This window comes from Propionivibrio dicarboxylicus (assembly GCF_900099695.1).
Classification (GTDB): Bacteria; Pseudomonadota; Gammaproteobacteria; order Burkholderiales; family Rhodocyclaceae; genus Propionivibrio; species Propionivibrio dicarboxylicus.
This window is the reverse complement of record NZ_FNCY01000021.1, coordinates 1-14,609: the sequence shown is the minus strand read 5'-3', so window position 1 is coordinate 14,609 and position 14,609 is coordinate 1. Positions and strand designations below refer to the sequence as shown.

Genomic DNA, 14,609 nt, shown 5'->3' with positions numbered 1-14,609 from the left:
CTACCTCACGCACCGATTTTCTTGGCCCAAGATTCGAGGATCTGCACGATCATGCGCAGCTCGTCGTAATCGCACGTTTCCAGCTTGCGCGAGACCTTCCCTGCGACGCCTGGCGCGTTAAGTCCCGTCGCCTGGCGGGCGATACCCTCGACCCATGCCTTGCTCATCACCGGGACCGGTGGCGTCTGTTTGGCGCCGATCTTCTGTGCGCAGCGGAAGATCTTCTTTCCCAGGCTCATGCGCTCGCCCGGAAGCCGGAAAACGAAGCGCCACTCGCCGCCCTGGACGCTGGCGTCACCCTTGCCGGCCTTTGACGCAGCCGGAAAGCCGAGTTTGCGCATGGCCAGGATGACGTCCTCGGCCGCGCGGACGTCGCAGAGATCCTTGCTCGAGCGCACACCGGCGACGCGCATCAGCAGCGCCCGGTATTCCGAATCATCGAAGCCGACGTTCTTGGCCAGCCAGGTCTTTCCGGTCTGGATAGTCCGGCAGCGTTGCTTCAGGCGGTCAATACCACGGAGGGCGGCGGATGGGTTCATGGCTGGACCTCCGGGGCAATTTCAACGGATTCGCAGACGCGCACCAGGTGCGATATCGCCGCCTTCCCGCTGGCCCAGTCCGGGTGAAACATGGTCACTTTCAGGCTGTATAACGGATCCTTTGCGACAGCACGCTTCCCGAATATCTTCTCTGCGCGTGCTTTTTCACTGGGGCTCCAGAAATTTTTTTCGCTTTTACGGAGAAATTTCTGCTCCGGGCACGGCTTATCGGCGCGAAACCATACGCCCTTGAAAGTGCCGTCAACGAAAGTCATGACGCGCATCGACAATCCCTTCCAGCGCTGCACCTGGAGAGCTACGCGATACCCGTCGCAAAGCAATTCAACCGTACCGCCTAGGTAGGTCAGCTTGTCTTCAAGCTCCGCTTTTTGTTCTTTGGTCAGTTTCATGACTGTCTCCGTTAAAACCGTCTCCCGATGCCCCGGTTTAACGGGGCATGAGGCGAAGGTTTCGCCTACTTTGCCAGGGCGTCCTTGAGCATCTTGGCGGCGGTGAAGTGCGGCACGCGCTTGGCCGGGATCTGGATGGTTTCACCGGTGGACGGGTTGCGGCCGGTGCGCGCCGGCTTGTCCTTGGATTGAAGCTTGCCGAGGCCGGGAAGCGTCACCTCGCCGCCCTCGTACAGCTCGGCAGCGATCACATCAGCCGTCGTCTTGAGGATGGCCTCGACGGACTTGCGGGTGGCGCCGCTAATGCTGGCAACCTTGGAGACGAGTTCGGATTGGTTCATGCTTTTTCCCCTTTCGTGGGAGTGGTTGGAAAATCGGTTTGGCGGTTACTTCAGGTGCATGACGCCAAGAGAGCGCAGCCTCGTATGCACCGCGCGCTCGACGCTCTTTTGCAGACCAGGGAGCGATAGCGCGGAATTGCATTGATCCAGGCTGAATCCCTTGACCTTTTTGACGCGGTCGTCGGCGCTTGTCGTCTCGACTTCACGCCCGTCGTACATGCGGTATCTGAATGGGTTGCTCATCACGCAACCTCCTTGATCTTCGCTTTGCCCTTCTTGGCTTTCGGTGCCGTTTCCTCTTCCCCGACACGCCGAATGGCATCGGAAATCAGCGTCTTTGCCAGCTTTTCGACGTCTGAGTCGCCGATGGTGATGAACGACTTGTCTGCCCCGGTGATCAGCGATATTCCGACCTGGCTGCGACTCTTCGCATCCAGCTGCGTCAATGCGTCAGACACCAGCGTTTCTTCCGTCCGAACGAGCAAATCGGCCTGTTCCGGAAACAGCGCACGAATACGGGCAATGACGGCCTTCTCGTCGGCGTAATACAGGCTGTCTTCTTCCTTGCGATAGCCAGACCGGACGCCGTTCACCACGATCGAACGCGGCTTTTTGAAGAGCTGCGGAGCGGCATCGAGCATTTGCTGGAGATCATCACGCGCCCGGGCTTCTTCCTCCGCCGCTGCATCGAGGCCGGAGCGATGCCGTTCGTATATCGGCTTGACTGCTGTCTTGATCTCGTCCTGCAGCAGGCTGGCGCGTGCAGTCGTTGCAACGTGGGCAGCGGCCAGGCGTTCTGCGGCTGCGCGGATGTTTTCAAGCGTAATGGTGCTCATTTGATTCCTTTCGTGTGCTGGTTGAATTAGGAAGGGGTGGCCTCGAAACAGCCGAGAAAACGGGCGAGTCGCTGCGTGTCATTGGGCGACAGAACGAGGGTTTCTGCCTGTCGGATGATCGACAGATGGCCGTCATCGCGGATAGAGAACTCGATGTGCTCGGCAACCTCCGGCGTCCGGGGCGTTACCCTTTGCACGGTCGCTTGGGTAGTTCCGACCGTCGGAGAAATGGCCTCTACAGGCTTGAAATGCTCCGTGGCGCAGATCACGCCGTAGCTCTTGCGCGTCGCTTCGCCCAGATGGATCAGGTTGAATATCGCGGCATCAACCTGGCTTTCTGACAGGCTGGTAGTGCGGATCAGATCCTTGCGTGATACTCCCTCGGGCGTGACGGTCAGCAGCGTGCGCACGGTATCGACGGCGGATGACTTCTTTCCTTTGACGGGCATGTGTTTCACCTCATTGATGGGAAGCGCCGGGCGGCGCACGGGTTCGGAGATCGCGCCGACGGACGCCACCCTGTGAGGAGTCGCGGCCGGCGGCTGGGGAACGGATGCGGCAAGCGGATTGCGCAGAGGGCAGGCGGCGCGGCCGGCGTCCGTCAGGCGCCATCCGTGCGGATCGCCCGAGATCAATCCTTTCTTGGCCAGTCCGCCCAGGCTTGGCAGGCAAGGAAAGCGATCGCCAAGCTCTCCGCTGGTCATCTGCCCAGCGCGAAGAGCAATGAGAACGCGGCCGACCAGGCTGTTGGCGGTGATTTCCGGGTTGCTCATGGCATCCTCCGCGAATTGCTCCATGAAACGCGCGGGGAGTAGCCGAGCGCGACGATGAAGCGCCAGGTGAGCCACAGGCGACGGAAGAAAGAATCGAGGATGTTGATGATCACGCGCATGCCACTACCTCCACCCAGCGAACCGACACGTTATTGACCCGGTCGATGCCCTCCCAGACCTTGTAGCGGAGGGCGCCGTCCTGACGGTGACCCTTGAACTCCTTGCGGCCTGAGAACAGCGAGAAAACAGCCGGGCGAGCACCGACGATCACGTAGGGCATGCCGAAGAGCGGTTGCCGGAAGCCGATCACCTCGACCCCGTTTTTGTTGAGCCAGGCGTCACAGCGCTCGATCCGCTTGAGGGCGTCGGCCGACTTCACCTTTTCCAGGTGGCGGCTGCGCTCCCTGGCTGAGACGAAGTCGTAAAGGACTGCGGTGACGGCGCTCATGATTTCGCCTCCGGTCTGTGAGGACAGGCTTGGCAAGCGCGCCAATGCCGAGCGTCGCGCGTATTACTGGTCGGGCACGTGCGTAGCGCATGAGCAGCGCAGTCCTTTGGCGTAATGTCGGATTTCAGATGCGGGCAAGGGAAGCGGCTGTACCGTTCGAGCACTGCCGCTTCAATATGCGCTCCGTTGTAGTCCGGTTCGTTGATCCAGCGACTGACCGAGGCGCGCCCATAACCAATCTCGTCAGCAATGGCGGCCTTGGTCATTCCGCCAGAAATTAGGTCCAGGACGATTTTTCGAGCGTTACTGGTCATCGCCTGCCTCCTCGCGAATAACGGGGATCATCTGCCCGCTATTCGGATCGAACACGCTGTTGCCGCCTTTGCGCATGACTGGCGCCTTGCGCCCGAGGTCGCGGACCAGTGTCCAGCGCTTCTCGCCGTTGCTGGTCGGCGAGGTCGGAACAGCACGCCGCCTCATCTCAACCAGAATGCCGGCGTGCGTTAGACCGGCGACGTAGCGCCCGATGTTGTTACGCGGGTCTTTAGCCTTGTCTTCTTCCGACACGGCGTTGCGCACCAAGTCTGACAGGGTGAACTTTCCCTTGATCTGCATGGCACGCCATGCTTTTTGGCGAAGCGTGCCTTGCATGACGCGCGGCTTTCCGTGCGGGGATTTCGGGCCGGTCCTGGCGCTCACTCCAGCCTCCCGATTTCTCCGAAGAGAGCCTTTAGGGCGGAAACATCATCATCTTTGAGAACGACAGAATTGACGGCGTCGCCAATGCGAACAGTCAAAGTGGCCTGAGAACTGATACCTTTTTGAATAACCAAGTCACCGACCGTTTTCCTGTTCTTGTACAGATTTCCAGCAAAACCTGACCCGAGGTCAAAAATCGTGCTGAACAAACCACAGGCAGGGGCGTCGAACCCAGTGCTTCCAAGGAGCTTTGTGCTTCCGTCGAGAACAACAAATACGGCGATCGCGCTTTTCGACTTAACCCCTTCGTCCTTTTTGAACAGCACGGCGATACGAGGATTCGAGTCAACAAAAAGGAATGCGGCGTGATCCATATCAAACCCCCTTTCGCAAAGGCTTGACCACGCTGCTACGCCGCGTCTGCCAATCAAACATCAGCTCCATGCCGACGCAGTCGGAGAGACTAACGGCGCCACCCGTCTTGCGCCCAACGCGTTCGGCAACAGCGATCGCATCGATCACGCTGCGCACGCGGCCACCGCTCTTGTGGTGCATTTCAGCCACCAAATCATCAGCGATGCGGACCTCTGCCAACTCATCACACAGTTGGCGCACGTCGGCCAGTGTGGCCATCTTGAACTCGACGACAGCGGCAAAACGGCTGGCAATTTGGGTATGCCGCCCGATCTTGGGGATCACGCGTTCGTCACCGGCATAGATGACGAGCGTTTCAGTGCGATCGGAAAAGTCACGGATCTTCTCCATGACTGCCGCGTTGTCGGCCAAGCAGAAGTTCACTTCATCGATTACCAGCGGGGTACCGGTGCCAACCATATAGCCGAGCAGCCGCTCGAACAGTGCTTGGGAGCTGCCCGTTGAGTCGATGCCTGCCTTGGTGGCCAGTTCGCGCATGAACTGGCGCGGCGTCCAGCCTTCATTGGCGCGCAGATGGATCGCGTCGTTCTGTACCGCCCAGTGATCAATGTTCTCGGTCTTTCCGGTTCCAGGCGGGCCATAAACCAGCACATTGGTGGCCTCCATCGCTCCGCGCGACATGGCCTTGTTGACTCCAGCCTCGAAGGCCACGTAGTTGCTGGTTTTGACAAACACGTCTTTCATGTAAACTCCCTTCCGTGGTTACTGCTTCAAATGGGTGGTCGTCAGCCGCTAACTGGCGACCGCCCGCTTCTCAAAACGCTGTAACGCCCCCCACATTCCCAACTCGTCGATCTGCCGCGCCAGCGGCTCGATCTTCTCGGCCTGCTCAAGCAGGTAGCGGGCGCGGTGTTCGTTTATGTCTTCCGGATACGCCGCCAAGTGGCGCACTAGAACGGGGTCTTCCATCTGATTGATGCGGCGGTTGCGGGCGATTTCTGTCTCTCCAGGGCCGGGCAGCACATCCGCCCGTGCGCCGGACACGTCTTCCGCCTCAACTCGCACTGCCGTCGATTCGATGAACGGCCCGCTGAGCGGCATGTCCAGGACCACGCCTGGCCGCTGCGCCTCGATCGCCGCCTTCTTGGTATCCAGCCGGGCCAGCTGCTGGTCGGCCTTCTTGTTCAGCGCGATTTCAACGAAGCTCTGCATGCGATAGCCGCGCGCCTCATAGAACGTCGCCGTGTACATAAAGACGCCGGCCATGTTCTTGATATAAACCTGGCTACCATCCTCGATGTCGTAGGCGACCAATACGTCCTCGCCGTTGTGGTGGTCGAGTTCGGCATGGTGGTAACGCTGGCCAAGAACGGAAACGCAGCCGCGCGTGACGCGCTTCACTTCATGCACGCGGAAGGCGTCTATCAGTTCCTCGCCCGAGAGTGGCCGGCGCTGCCAGCCGGCGGCGACGAACTCGGCCATCCGCTCGTTTGGCGTCATGTGCCGACGCTTGCCGGAGGCATCCGTGATCTTCGGCAACGCGCGATGCGGCATGTCGTTGAACTCGGCCACGACGCGCCTGATCCATTCCACGGCTTCAGACCAGCACGAAAATACGATGCCGCAGCCGACCTTCTCGGCTTCAGCGCGGAGCCGCGCGAATTCGTCGGCGTCGCTAGCGCTCGCAGCCTTCGTCAGCTTATTGGTGATCTTGTGAATGCGGATTTGCGTTCGGGAATCCTGATCCTTGCCCTTGTACGTAGCCAGTTCCTTGCTGCGTTCTTGCAGATACTTGTTGAAGCTCTCGGCGATTCCGTTGGCCTGGCTGTTGCCGGGGATGTTGTGCACGATCTCGATTTTTCTCCGCGCCGCGATCGAGGCTACTGGGTCGAATTCCACGCGGTCGTTCTTCACAGCCCCAGTGTTGTCGGTCTGCCAGAACAGCGGCTCGCCATCTTCAATGCACACGGCGTACAAACTTCCGAGAATCACCGACGAGTTCTCAGATAATCCGATGGAGCGGGTGTCCGCGTACGCCTTGCGCGTCGCCACGTCGTGGCTGTGCCACACTTCGCCGGTCACCCACTTGCCGGAGATCGGGTGCGGGGCGTAGAACTTCGTCGCCCATCCGTCCGAATGCACTTCCTGCAGGGGTTCCATGCCCTCGGCCGATCGTTCGTGGCAGAACTTGAACGGGTTGATTGCGCTGCCGGTGTTGCGCCCCTTTTTAGCATCGAGCTTGCTGTATTTCTCGCGATACCACCGCGCAACCGTTGAATAGTCCGGGTATTCCCGCGTCTTGCACACACCGTTGCCGGAATGCATCTTCCAACCATCGGCCTGCAACTGCCTTGCCATCGCGTCGTAGGCTGTCTGGATCGCCGGTTTTTGCGGCCGCTGCATCTGCGCGAGAAAAAACGGAGCCCACGGCGGAACGCTCATGTCCTTCGTGCGCTTTTTAGGCAACAGCGCGTCGTCGCCGCCGTATTTCCATTGCTGCATCCAGCGCTGCATCGAGCGCTTGGTGAGCATCGCGGCGAATTCCTCGACATCATCCAGGGCGATCGCCACTGGCGTTCCAGTCGCGAAACTGACCTCGAACCGGAACCCGTTCTTGTCATTCGCCAGCGCGCACCACAGCGCCTGCTGTCGCGTGAGTTCGCCCTTGGCCAGCAACGCCAGCCACGTATTGAACGCCGCTGACTCGGTTTTACAGTGCCCAACCGCCACCGACTTGCGAATCGCCGCCAAGATACACAACCGTGCTTGCTGACAGACGAGCTGCTCGGCGTCCGCCATTTTCGCCGTGATAGGCGCCCGAACAGCCAGCGACGACGATTTGATCGCCGGCAGCTGCGGCGCCGGGCTAACAACGGCCGGCAGGGTTTTGAGAGCCTGCCGTGCCAGCGCGTCACGAACGTCTTTCGGAAGCGATGGAATCGGGTAAACCATTCCACGCCCAGATTTTTCTGATCCCCATGCTTCTTTATTAGCGCGCTTCTGTGCAGCCTGTTTTGATATGCCAAGCGCCTCGGCGACTTCAGCCATTGAACACCGTGACGCGGCCTGGGGTAGTGGTGCATTCATGACTGCACACCTTGTTGGGAGAGGCGCCCCACCATTCCATTAGAATGGTTATGCAGGCTACCAACTTGCATATCCATCAACTTCATAGGAGACGCCTCATGGAAAACGACACAAATGAGTTGCTGCGCACCCTGCTCGTCGCCCAGGTATTGACGCTGGCAAAGACCATCGAAATCAGCAAGAACATGGGAGATAGCAGGCATTCCAGTACCGATCATTTTGTTGGCGATGCCATTAGGGAGATTCAGCGGGATCGCGCTTCCATCCTTCAACGGCTTTCGAATACTCGGTAGCCGCGCTGCAATCCAGCGTGGTTACAGCGTCGAGCCAAAACAGGGCTTTCCTGAGCACCTGCCTGACGATCGGGGTTGGCATGCCATCGAATTGGCGCAACAGTATGAGAGCGCTCAGATTCGCCTCTTCATCCGGCAGACTCGGTGTCTCATAATGGAGGTTGGGAACAGAAGGAAACTCGCTCATCCCATCTCTCCCATGGCATGTTTGAGCTGTTTGATCTTCCGAGCGGCGTCTTCCTTGAGCCGCTCCAGCTTTCCGATCTCGGCGTCCAGGGCTTCCTTGCCCATCAGGATCTTTCCTCCGCGCACGCTGGAAACCCAGGCAATCAGGCTGGTCGTTTCGACGGCGACTTCAAAGGCGGGGAGGTATTCCAAGGGGAAGCGCCAGGCTTCGCGACTCTCCGCTGTCCAGGAGTCGAGTTGGTGCTTGGTGACCGCCTCTCCCGTTAGCTCGCTCATGCGGGCCGCGACGATTTCCCGGGAGTGCGGGCAGGTCTTCAGCAGATCAGAGAGAAGCCGGCGAAGCTGGTGACTGAAGTTCAATGCACCGGGGATGGGGGCGGTTGGTACCGGAACCTCAAAGAGGTCCAGGGTGGCTGTGTCTTGGTGGCGTCTCATGTCTATGCTGCCTTGCACAAATAACCATTGCGCGCTATATCAGCTGCGGTAGACTGAATGGCACGGAATCCCTGCGGTTTGCGGGTGCCGTCTTCGTTATAGCGTGAAGGCCAGATTTCCTTGGGATGAACGCCAATAGCGTCGGCGATCCGCTTTTCGTTGGCCGGGTAGCTGCGCGTTAAGGCAGCAGAAAGCGTCGAGGAGCTGTTCAATCCATGCGCCTCGGCCAACCCGGAAAGGGTGATGCCGCGCATGTGCAGTTCCATTTTTACTTTTGCTGGGTGCCAGTCCTCTCGACTGGTTTTTTTAGCGGTGTTGATTGCCATCTTTTACGCCTCTTGGTCGTTGCGCGATGAATGGCATTTGAACACATTATTTTGTGCTACGTCAACACAATTGACAGTGCTTTATTTGGTTGTCGACGAATTTTTTCTCAGGTGACACAATAAAATGTGTATTTTGTTTATTTATCAAATATCTACAGGCGTCGACAACCAATGACCAAGGTTGTCGACAAAGTTGTCGACGGTGTCAGTAACGTCGACAACCAAAATAATGGAGATATCGGCCGGCGTATGAAGGCGGCCAGAGGTGCGCTTGGTCTAACGCAAGACGGCCTAGCAAAAGCTATTGGTGTTTCAAAACGAGGGATCCAAGAGAACGAGGTACGTAACCGAGTCCCAGGGGGGGATGTTATTTCTGGGATGATAAAACTCGGAATTAACGCTAACTGGCTTCTTACTGGAGAAGGCCCGATGCTGTTGGCCGATCTTGCTGGAGAGAAAACGGCAAGCTGCGGAGACAGCCTGGAGGTCGCCGGTGCACCAATTCCCGGTCTCATTGTTATGGATGAGTGCCACCCCGCCAAAGCTCAACAGATCAATATCAAAGCCCTGGCGGCCATCCTTGAGGGCGCGTTAAAGATCGCTCCGGATGCACCACCTGAAAAGCTTGCCGCTCATACAGCGAGTCTGTATCAACGGTGCATAGAAGAAGATCTTATTACCCCGACGGGTATTGGCCCTGGGCGGATGGCTAAAGCATCCTAATTCCGCCTCAAGTAGTTGTTTGGAATATATGGTTGTGGCATGCTCTCTGGCTCAGAGGGAGCATGGAACAACAAGAATACAAATGGCTATCTGCAATATCGCAGATAGCATGGCGGTCTCAACAGGACAAAATAGATGACGATCCAGGGCCTTTAAGAATGAAGGCTGTGACTGGTGTCGCGGGGTCTTTGCATCATCAACAAACGCAGGCCGCGAATGAGCTTGCCGCCGGCCTCTGTTTATTCCTGATCGTTTTTATACTAGTTAGTGCCAAATTTCGCGCAATTTTGACCAAAAATGGACCGGTTTTGTGCAAAATTCCGGGGCACGTTTTTTTGCCCTTGTTTTGGCTGGCCGCCTTGAAATATAAGGGGCCGCGCGATTTTCTCCCTGCCCTTGAGGCAGTGCCAAATCAATCACCTCCCCACACCAATGCAGTCGTGGAGCAGACATTGGATTAATGTTGGTGAATTCCAATTTTCTGTTGCGCCTCCGTGATGAAGTTCTACCACGTCATCGAGTCGCGGTAGATGAATCCAAAACTGGATACATCTAAGTCGGGTCGTTCAGTGCTTGAATCGGATCGAGACGACCATATCCTCCGGTCTTCCGGATTGACGGCAGAACTTCCGCAGTAAACCACTTCTTGAACCGTTTCGCCGACGGCTTGCGGCTCCCCATAATCAGCGAATACAGACCGGACTCATTGACGACATTCACCCGATCATTCCCGCGAGATATGCCCTGAATTGAAATCAGGGCTTTTTCATCTGAGTCCAGACGATCAAGCGCCTTCGGATGCATCGCCGGGAAACAGTTCATCAAATCGGATTATTCTTATATTAGAGAAACATTAAGGTTCTGGGTTGTCTGCCGTTGATACAGATGGGTACCCATACTGCTACCTGTGTCTTCAAGGAGCATCACATGTCTGTTGGTTCAATTGGCTCAAGTTCTGTCTCTTTGGCAACTCTTCAGCAGCAGTCCAATTTTGCTTCTGCTCAGCCTGTTCGTCGTGAGGCTGAAAATGACGGGGACAAGGATGATGGTAGTGCTGCGGCGTCCGTTGCCAAAGCGCCTACCGTTAATCTAAACGGCCAGGTTGTTGGCAAGACCATCAATGTCACCGCTTGATTAGCCAAAATATGCGCCCCGGCCATTCGTATTTGAATGGTTCGGGGCGTTCTTCTATTCCCCGGTTGCAGATACTCGCAAGATGCTGGATCGCCTTGGATTGATGTAGGCTTAGTTTTCAGCCTACATGAAAGTTCCGATGCTGCGCGGAGGTTTCAGGGAAGAGGAAGTGTTCAATCTCCCGAAAGACCTTATCCGCGTAATGCTCGATGAACTCAGAAAAGATGGCTCAGATTTGAGCCATGTCCAAGAGTTCTACGATTCTCGTGGTTATACGAGGGAATTCCTTCTCCCGAAAGACCTGACCCTAACGCTGGTAACGGGATACGACGTTAAACGCCGGCACGCCATCAACAAGCGGTGGATGGAACTGGAATCTTTGACATATGTGTAATCTTTGCCAGATTGGTAGTGTGTTTAATTGCCCAAAAACGGATCAATGCGGCAAACAGCGCAAGCACGTCATGTTTGACGTTCGCAACATGCTTTCTGGGCTTGATATTCAATCGGCTGAGTTTTCAGCCGATTACAAAGACAGCAGTGGCCGGATGCAAGAAGAGTTTTGCTTGCCAGAAGACTTGGCGCTGGCGTTCGCAACCAGATACGACGTGAGGCACTAGCAAGCAGAACCGCTGACTATGAGTAGTCGCGAAGTCGCGGAACTCACGGGAAAAGAACATCGTCATGTTCTTTTTGACATTAGAACAATGCTTGATCAGCTTGATATTGACTCAGCCGAGTTTTCGGCTCAGTACAAAGACAGCACCGGGCGAAAACTACCTTGTTTCAATCTGCCCAAAGACTTGACGCTGACGCTTGTTACCGAATACGACGTTGTTCGTCGGCATGCCATTAACAAGCGGTGAACGGAACTGGTAAGCGGGGCGAAACCTTACGGAGGTTGCACTGAAACCGACGAAAACCCTAGTCTGGGTTTCTAAGTTCGGCTTCGACCTCAGCTACTAAATCACTTGCGGAACAACGCAAGGCTTTCGCGAGTTTGAAAATTGTTGCAAGCGAGGGCATCTTCTGGCCTAGCTCCAAGGCACTGACGTAAACACGCTGCAAATCGGCTTCAAAGCCAAGTTGCTCTTGCGTCAAGTTGGCCTGTCTGCGAAAGCGCCTTAACACGATCCCGAATGCTTTTGCTTGTTCCAAATGTTCCTCCTGAAAGCGGAGGAATTTGGCGCGTTCACCTAAATATAGTCTTCATACTGCGGTATGAATATGATAAGGTCGTAACCTCATGGTAAATGTTCATAGCATAAAGAGGTGGTTGCATGTTCAGTAAATTCTTATTTTGTGCCATTGGTGGGGCGTGCATTTTCTACGGAATCATGCGGCGTGACGAAGCGAATAAGCGATATAGCAGGTGTGTGAACTCAATGGCAGAGAACAATCTCATCTCGTGATGATTTGCCATATATCAGGGCTGGACGCGACAGCGACAGGATTAATGCGAACGCAGCTATCGTGGTCGGCCTAGTGCTGTTTATTGGCTCTGTTATGGGATGAACAGAGATTTATCTACTACTGACTAGTCACTCATCGGGAGAAATCATGCGCAATCTAGTTGTTATTACCTCTGCCTTCGTGTTGTTTGGATGTGCGGCGCCGAACACCGGTATTACCGAAATCAACCCGAACCATTACATGTATGCCAAGCAAGACTGGATGTCTTGGTCGGGCGCTACGGTGAAGGTAGAAATGTTTAAGGAAGCAGCCGAGTTTTGCAAAGCCAAGGGCAAGAAGATGGAAATCCTTGGGCAGTCATCACAAGACGCAGCGGCCTACACGTCTTCCGCTGGTGCCGAAATCCAATTCCAATGTATCTGATCGGATTCGGCGCCTATTGATAGCGCAGTGTGCTTAGGATTGCACTGCGCCGTTCAAACGGGCTTTCTCGCTTATAACCTTCGCTGCGTTTTTCAACATTTGAGTCTTGGTCTTGGCGTTTGCCTCTCGCAGTGCTAAAACAACAAAACGCTCCTGTGCCGTCAGTTCAGCCATGTTCATGGGTCATCTCCTTCGTAAGTAATTGCGGTTAATGGGGCCGGAATAGGGTAACGATACTCTTACGGGTATCTGTCGCGAGAATGATGTTGAATGCGCGGGTTTCGACGTTTTGTGGAGCGTAAGACGTTGTTTTGTTGGCGTTAATTTTTATTAGCGTTGATTTAAGTCGATGTTATCGGTGTCGGGCAGAAATATGCGCGAAGGGATTTGGCAATGACTCGGTTGGCGACTCCTTCAATAATTGCTTGTCCTCACTGCCAACAATTGGCGGTGAAGAAGGGGGTTTCTTCGTTCAGTACCGGCGGCCTGACGCGTTGGTCAGACGGGTACGCATCAAGTTGGTTAGGCGGGACATTGTTTACGCGCTGCTGGTCATGCCACGGCGTGTTCTGGCTCGAAGATGCCGCCTATGTCGGGGATATGCCTTACGAGACGCAGAAACGTCCAGGGTGGTTCGCTCGCCTGTTTGGTGCCAACGAACCTCCGGAGATTTCCGAAAATTGGCGCCGGGCATTTCCCATAGAGCCACCTGATATTGATGCCATCGTTGTCGGTATCGAAACCATGAGCCGTGATGTAACAAAGGCAATGGAGCAACGTCATCGTCGCCTTCTTTGGTGGAAACTCAACGACCGCGATAGGAGCGAAAGGCGGGCGGTTCATTCGGTTTCTAGGGCCATCATCGACACTCACGAAGAAAACAATTTGCTTCGATTGCTTGAACTGTCGATAGATGAAGGTGCGCCGACCATCGAAACCGTTGAAATTCTGAGAGAACTAGGTCGGTTTGATGAATCCCGTCTTGTGCTAGAACGGGTCGACCAGAACACGACGGGCTTGGAAATAATCGCCAAGAAGATTGCGGTAAAGGATTCTCGGGTGTGTGTAATTCAAGAGTCCGATTACCTGCGGTCGAACATGCTAGGGGGTGATAATGGACAAGAAGACAAAGAATTTAAAGGGTGAGAACGTAAGTCCGACTGAGTCGGATGAGCCAGATTTGAAAGAATTGATTGCCGAAGAGATTCTGTTGCGCCAAATGGAGGCTCGTATAGCGAAGCGGGAAGCCACCGAGAAACTACGGCGAGAGTCGCAGGGCGAAAACTAAAAGAATTGGTTAGCGTCGTCGCTAACATCGTTTAGCGGCATCTGGCATTCGGTAAAGATCCGCTTCCTTATCACGTTAACTGTCGAAATCGACCCAAAGCCGATCTTCGCCACAAACCTGTACTGGTGGCAGGTTTCGAAGTCCAGCAGACGTTTAGTGCGACCGCTCAAGGGCAAGTGCTCGGCGATTCTGTTGAAATACTCCACGAAATGACGCGACACCGGTACAATATGCTATAAGCATGTATGTAGTGGGGTGCTGCGATGATGGGGCAACAGAAGAACGGGCAAGACCGGTTGTTCTACGCGTTCAATCTCGAAGATCATGTGCCGGCTGGCCATCTGTTGCGTGGTATTGATGCCTGCATCGACCTGAGCGGATTGCGCCAGCACCTGGCCGAGCACTACAGCCACACTGGTCGCCCGTCGGTTGATCCCGAACTGATGATCCGCATGCTCATCGTTGGCTACAGCTATGGCATCCGCTCCGAACGCCGCCTGTGCGAAGAAGTGCACCTGAACCTTGCCTACCGCTGGTTCTGCCGCCTTGGTTTGGAGGATTCCGTACCTGACCACTCGACATTCTCGAAGAATCGGCATGGCCGGTTTCGTGAGAGTGGTTTATTCCGCTGGGTATTTGACGAGGTGGTACGCCGTTGCATGGTATCTGGTCTGGTCAAGGGGGAAGGCTTTGCGGTCGATGCCAGCTTGATTGCTGCCAATGCAAGTCATCAGCACAGCGTCCAGCCGGGAGAACCCTGCGACTTTGATCGTGCCGAGATTGATACCCGGCCAATGCGGGAGTACCTGACGGCGCTTGATAAAGAAACGAATGCAACTGCTACACGCAAGATTTCGCTCAGCGATCCGCACTCCCGCTG

At 55.6% G+C, this 14,609-nt stretch carries 28 protein-coding genes; 10 read left to right on the top strand and 18 right to left on the bottom strand.

Annotated elements, in window-relative coordinates; all coding sequences use genetic code 11:
- Window positions 1–5: 5 nt before the first annotated feature.
- The 13 genes from BLR25_RS18045 to BLR25_RS17995 form a co-directional block, all read right to left on the bottom strand.
- Window positions 6–539, bottom strand: a complete 534-nt coding sequence (locus BLR25_RS18045; protein WP_091939712.1) for a phage protein GemA/Gp16 family protein — start codon at window positions 537–539, stop codon at window positions 6–8.
- Entirely contained in the window at window positions 536–949 is a 414-nt protein-coding gene (locus tag BLR25_RS18040; protein ID WP_091939710.1) for a hypothetical protein, read from the bottom strand. Before BLR25_RS18040 ends, BLR25_RS18045 begins: the two co-directional genes overlap by 4 nt.
- Window positions 950–1,014: 65 nt before the next feature.
- Window positions 1,015–1,290, bottom strand: a complete 276-nt coding sequence (locus BLR25_RS18035; protein ID WP_091939708.1) for an HU family DNA-binding protein — start codon at window positions 1,288–1,290, stop codon at window positions 1,015–1,017.
- A gap of 45 nt (window positions 1,291–1,335) precedes the next feature.
- Window positions 1,336–1,533 carry a hypothetical protein gene (locus tag BLR25_RS21060; protein ID WP_143009918.1) on the bottom strand — a complete coding sequence of 66 codons (198 nt, stop codon included), beginning with the start codon at window positions 1,531–1,533 and terminating at the stop codon, window positions 1,336–1,338.
- Complete coding sequence (locus BLR25_RS18030; protein WP_091939706.1) at window positions 1,533–2,126, bottom strand: hypothetical protein; 594 nt, start codon at window positions 2,124–2,126, stop codon at window positions 1,533–1,535. The genes BLR25_RS21060 and BLR25_RS18030 overlap by 1 nt, the downstream gene beginning before the upstream one ends.
- Window positions 2,127–2,152: 26 nt before the next feature.
- A complete protein-coding gene (locus BLR25_RS18025; RefSeq protein WP_091939704.1) occupies window positions 2,153–2,899 on the bottom strand; it encodes a hypothetical protein in 747 nt (248 codons plus the stop codon).
- Window positions 2,896–3,018, bottom strand: a complete 123-nt coding sequence (locus BLR25_RS21840) for a hypothetical protein (RefSeq protein WP_281245603.1) — start codon at window positions 3,016–3,018, stop codon at window positions 2,896–2,898. The genes BLR25_RS18025 and BLR25_RS21840 overlap by 4 nt, the downstream gene beginning before the upstream one ends.
- A complete protein-coding gene (locus tag BLR25_RS18020; protein ID WP_091939702.1) occupies window positions 3,009–3,347 on the bottom strand; it encodes a hypothetical protein in 339 nt (112 codons plus the stop codon). Before BLR25_RS18020 ends, BLR25_RS21840 begins: the two co-directional genes overlap by 10 nt.
- A complete protein-coding gene (locus tag BLR25_RS18015) occupies window positions 3,344–3,661 on the bottom strand; it encodes a hypothetical protein (protein WP_091939700.1) in 318 nt (105 codons plus the stop codon). Before BLR25_RS18015 ends, BLR25_RS18020 begins: the two co-directional genes overlap by 4 nt.
- A complete protein-coding gene (locus tag BLR25_RS18010) occupies window positions 3,651–4,046 on the bottom strand; it encodes a hypothetical protein (protein WP_143009917.1) in 396 nt (131 codons plus the stop codon). The genes BLR25_RS18015 and BLR25_RS18010 overlap by 11 nt, the downstream gene beginning before the upstream one ends.
- Window positions 4,043–4,420, bottom strand: coding sequence for a hypothetical protein (locus BLR25_RS18005; protein ID WP_091939696.1), 378 nt, complete (start codon window positions 4,418–4,420; stop codon window positions 4,043–4,045). Before BLR25_RS18005 ends, BLR25_RS18010 begins: the two co-directional genes overlap by 4 nt.
- A 1-nt stretch (window position 4,421) precedes the next feature.
- Entirely contained in the window at window positions 4,422–5,165 is a 744-nt protein-coding gene (locus tag BLR25_RS18000) for an AAA family ATPase (RefSeq protein WP_091939694.1), read from the bottom strand.
- A gap of 48 nt (window positions 5,166–5,213) precedes the next feature.
- The gene (locus BLR25_RS17995; protein WP_176785973.1) at window positions 5,214–7,469 is read right to left on the bottom strand and encodes a Mu transposase C-terminal domain-containing protein; all 2,256 of its coding nucleotides are present in this window, start codon (window positions 7,467–7,469) and stop codon (window positions 5,214–5,216) included.
- A gap of 137 nt (window positions 7,470–7,606) precedes the next feature.
- Here BLR25_RS17995 and BLR25_RS17990 point away from each other — a divergent pair, with 137 nt between their 5' ends.
- Complete coding sequence (locus tag BLR25_RS17990) at window positions 7,607–7,801, top strand: hypothetical protein (RefSeq protein ID WP_143009916.1); 195 nt, start codon at window positions 7,607–7,609, stop codon at window positions 7,799–7,801.
- A 183-nt stretch (window positions 7,802–7,984) separates the two neighbouring features.
- On the opposite strand, the gene BLR25_RS17985 is transcribed toward BLR25_RS17990, so the two are convergent.
- Both BLR25_RS17985 and BLR25_RS17980 read right to left on the bottom strand, forming a co-directional pair.
- Window positions 7,985–8,422: a hypothetical protein gene (locus BLR25_RS17985; RefSeq protein ID WP_091939687.1), complete on the bottom strand. Its 438-nt coding sequence runs from the start codon at window positions 8,420–8,422 to the stop codon at window positions 7,985–7,987.
- Between the two features lie 2 nt (window positions 8,423–8,424).
- Complete coding sequence (locus BLR25_RS17980) at window positions 8,425–8,748, bottom strand: helix-turn-helix domain-containing protein (RefSeq protein ID WP_091939685.1); 324 nt, start codon at window positions 8,746–8,748, stop codon at window positions 8,425–8,427.
- A gap of 171 nt (window positions 8,749–8,919) precedes the next feature.
- On the opposite strand from BLR25_RS17980, the gene BLR25_RS17975 reads away from it, so the two are divergent.
- Both BLR25_RS17975 and BLR25_RS17970 read left to right on the top strand, forming a co-directional pair.
- The gene (locus BLR25_RS17975) at window positions 8,920–9,471 is read left to right on the top strand and encodes a helix-turn-helix domain-containing protein (protein WP_091939684.1); all 552 of its coding nucleotides are present in this window, start codon (window positions 8,920–8,922) and stop codon (window positions 9,469–9,471) included.
- A gap of 62 nt (window positions 9,472–9,533) precedes the next feature.
- Window positions 9,534–9,932: a hypothetical protein gene (locus tag BLR25_RS17970; RefSeq protein ID WP_143009915.1), complete on the top strand. Its 399-nt coding sequence runs from the start codon at window positions 9,534–9,536 to the stop codon at window positions 9,930–9,932.
- Between the two features lie 91 nt (window positions 9,933–10,023).
- On the opposite strand, the gene BLR25_RS17965 is transcribed toward BLR25_RS17970, so the two are convergent.
- Window positions 10,024–10,293 carry a BRO-N domain-containing protein gene (locus BLR25_RS17965; protein ID WP_091939680.1) on the bottom strand — a complete coding sequence of 90 codons (270 nt, stop codon included), beginning with the start codon at window positions 10,291–10,293 and terminating at the stop codon, window positions 10,024–10,026.
- 105 nt (window positions 10,294–10,398) lie between these two features.
- On the opposite strand from BLR25_RS17965, the gene BLR25_RS21055 reads away from it, so the two are divergent.
- From BLR25_RS21055 to BLR25_RS17950, 4 genes are all read left to right on the top strand, one after another.
- A complete protein-coding gene (locus BLR25_RS21055; RefSeq protein WP_143009914.1) occupies window positions 10,399–10,605 on the top strand; it encodes a hypothetical protein in 207 nt (68 codons plus the stop codon).
- Window positions 10,606–10,732: 127 nt separating this feature from the next.
- Window positions 10,733–10,999: a hypothetical protein gene (locus BLR25_RS17960; protein WP_143009913.1), complete on the top strand. Its 267-nt coding sequence runs from the start codon at window positions 10,733–10,735 to the stop codon at window positions 10,997–10,999.
- Between the two features lie 70 nt (window positions 11,000–11,069).
- Window positions 11,070–11,225: a hypothetical protein gene (locus BLR25_RS21420; RefSeq protein ID WP_176785972.1), complete on the top strand. Its 156-nt coding sequence runs from the start codon at window positions 11,070–11,072 to the stop codon at window positions 11,223–11,225.
- 18 nt (window positions 11,226–11,243) lie between these two features.
- Window positions 11,244–11,471 carry a Rha family transcriptional regulator gene (locus BLR25_RS17950; protein ID WP_091939674.1) on the top strand — a complete coding sequence of 76 codons (228 nt, stop codon included), beginning with the start codon at window positions 11,244–11,246 and terminating at the stop codon, window positions 11,469–11,471.
- A 58-nt stretch (window positions 11,472–11,529) separates the two neighbouring features.
- Here BLR25_RS17950 and BLR25_RS17945 read toward each other — a convergent pair whose 3' ends face one another.
- Window positions 11,530–11,763 carry a helix-turn-helix domain-containing protein gene (locus BLR25_RS17945; protein ID WP_091939672.1) on the bottom strand — a complete coding sequence of 78 codons (234 nt, stop codon included), beginning with the start codon at window positions 11,761–11,763 and terminating at the stop codon, window positions 11,530–11,532.
- Between the two features lie 402 nt (window positions 11,764–12,165).
- Here BLR25_RS17945 and BLR25_RS17940 point away from each other — a divergent pair, with 402 nt between their 5' ends.
- The gene (locus BLR25_RS17940; RefSeq protein WP_091939670.1) at window positions 12,166–12,441 is read left to right on the top strand and encodes a hypothetical protein; all 276 of its coding nucleotides are present in this window, start codon (window positions 12,166–12,168) and stop codon (window positions 12,439–12,441) included.
- Between the two features lie 33 nt (window positions 12,442–12,474).
- Here BLR25_RS17940 and BLR25_RS21415 read toward each other — a convergent pair whose 3' ends face one another.
- Window positions 12,475–12,621: a hypothetical protein gene (locus BLR25_RS21415; RefSeq protein ID WP_176785971.1), complete on the bottom strand. Its 147-nt coding sequence runs from the start codon at window positions 12,619–12,621 to the stop codon at window positions 12,475–12,477.
- A 213-nt stretch (window positions 12,622–12,834) separates the two neighbouring features.
- Here BLR25_RS21415 and BLR25_RS17935 point away from each other — a divergent pair, with 213 nt between their 5' ends.
- Both BLR25_RS17935 and BLR25_RS17925 read left to right on the top strand, forming a co-directional pair.
- Window positions 12,835–13,587, top strand: a complete 753-nt coding sequence (locus BLR25_RS17935; protein WP_143009912.1) for a hypothetical protein — start codon at window positions 12,835–12,837, stop codon at window positions 13,585–13,587.
- 405 nt (window positions 13,588–13,992) lie between these two features.
- Window positions 13,993–14,609 (top strand): transposase (locus BLR25_RS17925; protein WP_143009911.1); only part of this gene is annotated, 617 nt, incomplete at its 3' end.

What these genes read in the sequence shown, in the direction of transcription:
- BLR25_RS18045 (WP_091939712.1), bottom strand. Translation starts at nt 539, where the DNA reads ATGAACCCATCCGCCGCCCTCCGTGGTATTGACCGCCTGAAGCAACGC.
- BLR25_RS18040 (WP_091939710.1), bottom strand. Translation starts at nt 949, where the DNA reads ATGAAACTGACCAAAGAACAAAAAGCGGAGCTTGAAGACAAGCTGACC.
- BLR25_RS18035 (WP_091939708.1), bottom strand. Translation starts at nt 1,290, where the DNA reads ATGAACCAATCCGAACTCGTCTCCAAGGTTGCCAGCATTAGCGGCGCC.
- BLR25_RS21060 (WP_143009918.1), bottom strand. Translation starts at nt 1,533, where the DNA reads ATGAGCAACCCATTCAGATACCGCATGTACGACGGGCGTGAAGTCGAG.
- BLR25_RS18030 (WP_091939706.1), bottom strand. Translation starts at nt 2,126, where the DNA reads ATGAGCACCATTACGCTTGAAAACATCCGCGCAGCCGCAGAACGCCTG.
- BLR25_RS18025 (WP_091939704.1), bottom strand. Translation starts at nt 2,899, where the DNA reads ATGAGCAACCCGGAAATCACCGCCAACAGCCTGGTCGGCCGCGTTCTC.
- BLR25_RS21840 (WP_281245603.1), bottom strand. Translation starts at nt 3,018, where the DNA reads ATGCGCGTGATCATCAACATCCTCGATTCTTTCTTCCGTCGCCTGTGG.
- BLR25_RS18020 (WP_091939702.1), bottom strand. Translation starts at nt 3,347, where the DNA reads ATGAGCGCCGTCACCGCAGTCCTTTACGACTTCGTCTCAGCCAGGGAG.
- BLR25_RS18015 (WP_091939700.1), bottom strand. Translation starts at nt 3,661, where the DNA reads ATGACCAGTAACGCTCGAAAAATCGTCCTGGACCTAATTTCTGGCGGA.
- BLR25_RS18005 (WP_091939696.1), bottom strand. Translation starts at nt 4,420, where the DNA reads ATGGATCACGCCGCATTCCTTTTTGTTGACTCGAATCCTCGTATCGCC.
- BLR25_RS18000 (WP_091939694.1), bottom strand. Translation starts at nt 5,165, where the DNA reads ATGAAAGACGTGTTTGTCAAAACCAGCAACTACGTGGCCTTCGAGGCT.
- BLR25_RS17995 (WP_176785973.1), bottom strand. Translation starts at nt 7,469, where the DNA reads ATGGCTGAAGTCGCCGAGGCGCTTGGCATATCAAAACAGGCTGCACAG.
- BLR25_RS17990 (WP_143009916.1), top strand. Translation starts at nt 7,607, where the DNA reads ATGGAAAACGACACAAATGAGTTGCTGCGCACCCTGCTCGTCGCCCAG.
- BLR25_RS17985 (WP_091939687.1), bottom strand. Translation starts at nt 8,422, where the DNA reads ATGAGACGCCACCAAGACACAGCCACCCTGGACCTCTTTGAGGTTCCG.
- BLR25_RS17980 (WP_091939685.1), bottom strand. Translation starts at nt 8,748, where the DNA reads ATGGCAATCAACACCGCTAAAAAAACCAGTCGAGAGGACTGGCACCCA.
- BLR25_RS17975 (WP_091939684.1), top strand. Translation starts at nt 8,920, where the DNA reads ATGACCAAGGTTGTCGACAAAGTTGTCGACGGTGTCAGTAACGTCGAC.
- BLR25_RS17970 (WP_143009915.1), top strand. Translation starts at nt 9,534, where the DNA reads ATGGAACAACAAGAATACAAATGGCTATCTGCAATATCGCAGATAGCA.
- BLR25_RS17965 (WP_091939680.1), bottom strand. Translation starts at nt 10,293, where the DNA reads ATGAACTGTTTCCCGGCGATGCATCCGAAGGCGCTTGATCGTCTGGAC.
- BLR25_RS21055 (WP_143009914.1), top strand. Translation starts at nt 10,399, where the DNA reads ATGTCTGTTGGTTCAATTGGCTCAAGTTCTGTCTCTTTGGCAACTCTT.
- BLR25_RS17960 (WP_143009913.1), top strand. Translation starts at nt 10,733, where the DNA reads ATGAAAGTTCCGATGCTGCGCGGAGGTTTCAGGGAAGAGGAAGTGTTC.
- BLR25_RS21420 (WP_176785972.1), top strand. Translation starts at nt 11,070, where the DNA reads ATGTTTGACGTTCGCAACATGCTTTCTGGGCTTGATATTCAATCGGCT.
- BLR25_RS17950 (WP_091939674.1), top strand. Translation starts at nt 11,244, where the DNA reads ATGAGTAGTCGCGAAGTCGCGGAACTCACGGGAAAAGAACATCGTCAT.
- BLR25_RS17940 (WP_091939670.1), top strand. Translation starts at nt 12,166, where the DNA reads ATGCGCAATCTAGTTGTTATTACCTCTGCCTTCGTGTTGTTTGGATGT.
- BLR25_RS21415 (WP_176785971.1), bottom strand. Translation starts at nt 12,621, where the DNA reads ATGAACATGGCTGAACTGACGGCACAGGAGCGTTTTGTTGTTTTAGCA.
- BLR25_RS17935 (WP_143009912.1), top strand. Translation starts at nt 12,835, where the DNA reads ATGACTCGGTTGGCGACTCCTTCAATAATTGCTTGTCCTCACTGCCAA.